The sequence below is a fragment of the Phytoactinopolyspora endophytica genome, assembly GCF_004138495.1.
Taxonomy (GTDB): domain Bacteria; phylum Actinomycetota; class Actinomycetes; order Jiangellales; family Jiangellaceae; genus Phytoactinopolyspora; species Phytoactinopolyspora endophytica.
The window spans coordinates 14,509-20,326 of sequence record NZ_ML142879.1 but is presented as its reverse complement, the minus strand read 5'-3'; the positions used below and the strand labels follow the sequence as shown (position 1 = coordinate 20,326).

3 protein-coding genes are annotated in these 5,818 nt (G+C 60.1%); 2 read left to right on the top strand and 1 reads right to left on the bottom strand.

Annotated elements, in window-relative coordinates; genetic code table 11:
- Nucleotides 1-894: 894 nt before the first annotated feature.
- Nucleotides 895-2,190 (bottom strand): integrase catalytic domain-containing protein, encoded by a 1,296-nt coding sequence (locus ELR45_RS33075; RefSeq protein ID WP_129670086.1) that lies wholly within the window; start codon nucleotides 2,188-2,190, stop codon nucleotides 895-897.
- 1,477 nt (nucleotides 2,191-3,667) lie between these two features.
- On the opposite strand from ELR45_RS33075, the gene ELR45_RS33070 reads away from it, so the two are divergent.
- Both ELR45_RS33070 and ELR45_RS33065 read left to right on the top strand, forming a co-directional pair.
- The gene (locus ELR45_RS33070) at nucleotides 3,668-4,627 is read left to right on the top strand and encodes an ABC transporter permease (RefSeq protein WP_129670085.1); all 960 of its coding nucleotides are present in this window, start codon (nucleotides 3,668-3,670) and stop codon (nucleotides 4,625-4,627) included.
- Nucleotides 4,624-5,589, top strand: a complete 966-nt coding sequence (locus tag ELR45_RS33065) for an ABC transporter permease (protein WP_205857762.1) — start codon at nucleotides 4,624-4,626, stop codon at nucleotides 5,587-5,589. Before ELR45_RS33070 ends, ELR45_RS33065 begins: the two co-directional genes overlap by 4 nt.
- The last annotated feature ends 229 nt before the right edge of the window (nucleotides 5,590-5,818 follow it).

The following is a 5,818-nucleotide window of genomic DNA, read 5'->3' as shown; positions in this document are numbered from 1 at the left end:
GCTTCAAACCGCCACCTGCTGCGTTGGCTGAAGAATGTCGTTGGTGAGCGAGGTGGAAAGGCGCATTGGATGCGTCAGAGTAAGGGTCGGGAAATGGTGCGCAGCCTCGTTGTGCGCGTCATGGCGGGTCGCTGTTGAGGTTTCGTTAAGGCTAACGAAGTGGCGTCGAAACCAGGGCGGTGGATTGGGTTCTGACGTGAGCCTGGCCGGGGATCCCGCTGACTGGCCAGGTGGTGGTCGGCATGGAGACGAGGTGAGCCCAGTCTGCCGCTCCCGCACGGAAGGTGAGAAGGCGTGTCTCCGATACGGCCGTCGATGGTTGTGCGGTGAGAGGGAGTGTCCCAAGCGGGAAGTGCTCGTGAGGGTGACTCGGACTCCCACCCACTAGTGTCGGCAGCTATCGGAAGGTGTGCGACGTCGAGGAGGAGCCCGAGACGGTGCTGAGGTTACTGATGGGTTTCGGTCTTACTCTGCGCCCTCGTTGTCGGTGATGGATGGTGGTTCTGGGCCGTCGCCCGCCACTGAAGGTGTGGTCGTACTGCAACACCTTGACTGCTCGTAGGAGTACTTCGGCGAACGCGGCTTGCGGGGCCATTGCGCGACCTGACAGCTCGAACCTGGTGACTGCTTCACCGCCGCGACCAAGCGGCGCCTCGCGTTGTGACGCGAGCAGTCCGTCACTGAGACCGCATCGTCCAGGCTTCGACCTGATCCTTCTCGACGCCTTCCCGTAAATCTTCGCATACCTGCTGGTGACCTCGGCACAGATCTCGTCGACAATCCACTTCCCATGCCGTAGCAGCGTCACCGTTACGTAGGCATCCCTACGCGAGGGACGGAGCGCGCGTGTCGTGGGCATTTCGTGAGTCTCGTCGTACCGCCAGTTGACTCATGTCAAGATGCCCGCGTGTGGTGGTTCGTTGACTCATCGGGTTTTGCCCGCTGTGGAGGGGTGAGTTTTCGGCGGCTGAGGTAGACGGCGGTGGTCTTGGCTTTGGGTTGGATGGTGCCGCGTCGGCGGGCGAGTTCGATGAGGTTGGCTTGGATGTCGGTGATCTCGTGGCGTAATGCGATGAGGTCGGTGGCCTGCAGTAGTGTCTCGAGGCGGGTGCGGTCGTGCTGGTCGACGAGGTCGTCGTGCTGGTCGAACAGTCGCCGCATGGGCGTGGTGGCGGTGTCGTGCTGCTTGCGTACGATCGCACCGGTTCTGGTCTTGGAGATCAGTTTCTGCTGGGGCAGGAAGAGGTTGACCTGTAGGGACGTCGGCTGCCAGAGCTGGTTGAGCAGGGCGAGCTCGCGTCGGGTGTCGTAGCGGAAGTAGCCGACGCTGCGCCGCACGACGGACCAGTTCTTCTGTTCGACATGGGCCTGGTCGTTCTTGTTACTCGCTCGGCCACGGGTGAAGGTGATCTGCCGGGTCTGGCACCACCGGGCGAGGTGGTGGTTGATGAACTCCGAGCCGTTGTCGGAGTGGATCCCGGCGATGTGGAACGGGAACCGGAGCCAGAGCTCTTCCAGCACGGCCGCGACGATCCGCTCACCTTTGGACCGCACGGTGATCGCCTCGGTCCAGCCGGTGGCGACATCGGTCGCATCGAGGGTGAAGCAGAACTCGCCGTTGTTGTCGCCGCCCTCGTGGCCGACCAGGTCGATCTGCACGAACCCCGGCTCGGCCTCGTTCCACTCACGCCAGGTCTTCATCGGGATCGACGCCTTGAGCATCGAACCCGGACGAGTGTGAGCGATCGTCTTGCCGGCCACCAGCCCCACCCGGGCACCGGCCAGGCGACGATCGATCGTGGCTGGCGACTTCGCGAGAACCTGGGCGATCACCGCCGGATCCACTCCGTCGAGGTGGCCGTGACGGCCCAGGTTTGCCAGCACCTCCGGCAACGCCGGACGCAGCCGTTTCCCGGTCGGCCCGTCCAACACGGCCCAGCACCGAGTCAGCAACTCGACCGCGTCGGGGCCATAGACCCGAACCGGGACCCGCTCCTTCCGCGGCCGCGGGCCGTCACCGGCTCGGTCAGCCAGCGCCCGCCGGATCGCCTTGCGAGCGTGGTCGCGATGCCAGCCCGTCACCGCACAGACCGCATCCAAGATCGCCGACTTCTCAGACTTCGTCGCCTTCGGCCACCTCGCCAACTGAGCCTGCGTGATCTGCCGCCGGGGAGCCAACGTCAGCTCCATCCCCGATGCTCACACGCGGGCATCTTCGGATGAGTCAACGACTCCACCTACGCGGGCATCCAGGGTGAGTCAACGCGTACCGTTGACCACAGACGAGTCCGATGTGTAACATACTGAATAAAACTAGTGCTGCCTGAAAGATCCGAGGTAGGAACATCAAGTAGACTGGCCCATAGGGTGGACTGATCTCGGAAAGCCCGACTAACGCCTTCAGTCGGGGCCGATTGACGAGTACATGAGTCTTGGTCAGGTAGAGATCATGCCCAACTGGCACTGTCAGATGGGGTTTCTACTCAGGCAATATTGTGGTGCGTCGTGATGAGCCGGCCCCACTGAGAGCGCCGGTGCATCAGGATCGCACGTGCCCGAGCATTCGACCCGGAATTCCGTTCTGGACCAGCCACCTCCGCTCTTGACATCACTTTACTGGAACACAAGCGACCAATCTCTTGGAACGGCTGGAAAGACAAATTCTCTTTAGCCTATCTGTTTCGGGCACCCCGCGGGGACTGGAGGTCGTCATGTGTAGATGTTGTAGTTGTCAACTCGTCGTCGCCTGTCGGTGTGGGTCAGGTTCGGGTAGCTGTCAGGAGGCCCGGTAGCAGGCTGGCGGCTTGGGAGGGAACGGCCGACGTCTAAGCCCAGTGTCGAAAGCCACTTTGGTGGGAGCGACTGAGCGGGTCCGTAGCGTGAAGCGAAGCCTGCGGCGTCGTTAGAGGTCTTGCCTTGTTTGGTGTGGGTGCTGGGAGTGCCGAGCGTCTCGAAATCGGGGTGAAGGCCATGGAAGCGGCGAAGATCCTGGATGTGCAGCCGTGAAGGACGCCCCGGCATATGGGGCTCGGAACGTTCAGATGGTGACGGCGGGAACTGGGGAGGCCCTTCCCGGTGACCTGCGGTGAGTTGTCGCCGGAGACTCGTGCCCTATAACCGACGATCTTGGGAAGTGGGCAGCGTGCAGGGTAGGCGTCGGAGGCGACCGTAGTACTGCTTGAGCCGAGCGGACAACAGAACCGTCGTTGAGGGAAGGACCGCTGCTTCGTCGATGCGCAGAAGCCTGTGAAGGAAGGGGCCAGGGAGCGCCTCGTGCCAGTCCCGCCGCGAAGGGATCCGTGCTGATGGATCCGGTCCGTACGTTACAACATGCGCTCTGCCGAGCCGCCAAGGCTGATCCCGGGCGACGGTTCCATGTGCTACGAGACAAGTTCTTCCGGGGCATGTCTTGCGGCGGTGAACGACGTGGGTGAGTCGTGTGCGGGAGAACCGCACACGCAGTTCGACGCGGCGCGGGCTGGAACGGAACGTAAGCGCTACGTTGCCGCGCCAGCCCTCAATTCCCTCATGATCCATCTTTGACAAACGAGTCTGCACGGCGGTCGCAAGCGAAAAACTATCGAAGAATCCCAACTCGGGGAGAGAGCTGTTTGGCCATGTGTGCCCGAAACGTGAGATTCGCAGTACGGCTGAAAAGGGGAATGTGATGCTTTCTTACATTGCCCATCGGATTATCATCTCTGTGCCTGTACTTGCCGGAATTTTGACCATCTCGTTTGTTCTAGTTAGGATGATGCCCGGTGACCCAGTCCGGGCACTGATGAGTCCGGAAGAGATTGCTGCCTCGCCCGAATTTGTAGCGCGGCGCCGTGCCGAACTAGGGCTAGACGATCCGATACCCGTACAGTTCATTGCCTGGGTACGCGAAGTGTCCCAAGGAAACCTCGGCTACTCGTTTCGTCAGAGAGTGTCTGTCACGCAGATGATCGGTGACCGGCTCGGGCAATCCGTCCTGCTAGCGCTAACTGGCTTGATCATCGCACTGGTCGTCGGGATCATCATCGGTGTGCTCGCCGCATTGAAGCAAAACTCCTGGCTCGACTACCTATCGTCAGCGGGTAGCATGATCGCTGTCTCGATTCCGATATTCTTCCTTGGCCTTATCGCCATCTACGTGTTTGCCATCCGGCTCGGCGCCTTTCCAACCGGCGGGATGCGGACCCTGACAGCAGAGGGCACGTCCTTGGCCGATACTGCGCGCCATCTTGCGCTGCCCGCGGGAGTGCTTGCCGTCAATCTAATGGGGCCATACGTTCGGTACACCCGCCAGGGTATGCTTGAGGTGCTACGACAAGACTATTTGGTTACGGCTAAGGCTAAGGGCGTGCCGCAACTAAGCATAGCAGTCACACACGCACTGCGAAACGCTCTGCTTCCGCTAACGACGGTCATTGCGTTGCAGATCCCGTTCTTACTTACTGGTCTCGTGATCATCGAAGTGATCTTTTCGTGGCCAGGACTCGGCCACCTGATGTTCACCGCTATCGGTGGCCGAGACTATCCAGTCATCGTCGCGATGGTATTCATGAGCGCTGTCCTCGTAATGGTGTTCAATCTGCTAGCCGATCTGTTGGCCGCGGTACTTGATCCAAGGATTCGAATATGAACCGTGAGGAGAGTTTAGCAACAATGATCGGCTTGCAATCCACCGGGTTGCCCGAGCCGCAAGACGTCGTGCAGGGTGCAGAGTCAAGTGCGAGGAGCCATACCGACATTCTTCCCTCGTCGCCACGGTGGTTGACTGTCAGGCGATTTCTTCGCCACCGCTTGGCTATGTGTAGCATTGCGTTCATCGGCGTCCTAGCGGTGTTAGCTATTCTTGCCCCAATCATCGCACCGCATGATCCCAATTCGATAAGTACCTCTGCCGTACGCGCAGCGCCAAGTGCAGAACACTTGTTCGGTACGGACGCCGTCGGACGAGATGTTCTTAGCCGACTGCTTTTCGGTGCCCGGGTTTCTCTCACCGTAGGCGTGGCCGCTGCAGTCTCAGCCGCGGTTATTGGAACCAGCTTCGGTCTGCTCGCAGGCCTGTTTGGCGGCTGGGTAGACGCTGTCATAATGCGTCTGGTTGATATTGTCCTATCGTTTCCCTCTCTGCTCGTAATACTCTTACTGGTCACCATTCTTGGACCCAGTATCGTTACAATTATCGTCGTCATCGCGTTGTTCGAGTGGCCTCTGTCATGCCGTATCGTGAGACAGGTATCCTTGTCTACGAAAGAGCTTGACTTTGTCCTCGCCGCGCGGGCCGTTGGTGCACGCCAACTGGGAATCATGTACCGACACATGATCACTTCAGTACTGCCACCGCTCACGGTCACGATCACCCTAATGTGTGCGGCAGCGATCCTACTTGAAGCGGCTCTGTCCTTCCTAGGCCTAGGCGTACGACCACCGCAGGCAACATGGGGAGCGATGCTGCAAGCAGCACAGTCTTTGACTGTGCTGCAGCAGATGCCGTGGCTCTGGATCCCGCCAGGGCTTGCTATCGCGGGTACCGTGCTGGCGATCAATTTCATCGGTGACGGTCTGCGTGATGCCTTTGACCCAAGGCAGCGGTCATGATGGCGTGGGGGAGCTAGGTGTTTCCCGGTGTCAAAGGCGGCAACGGCTCCCATTTAGTCCACACACAGCGCCATGGGCAAGTTGCTCTGGAAACAGAAGGGTGTCGATGTAGTTGCGATTAAGCTCCGATCAGCAACTCGGCAGCGAATCCTGCGGGAATCAGTTGTGCTGGCAGTGAAGCCGAAGACATGCCAGATTTGGGTGGGCTGTGGTCGCGATGCCCCTATTG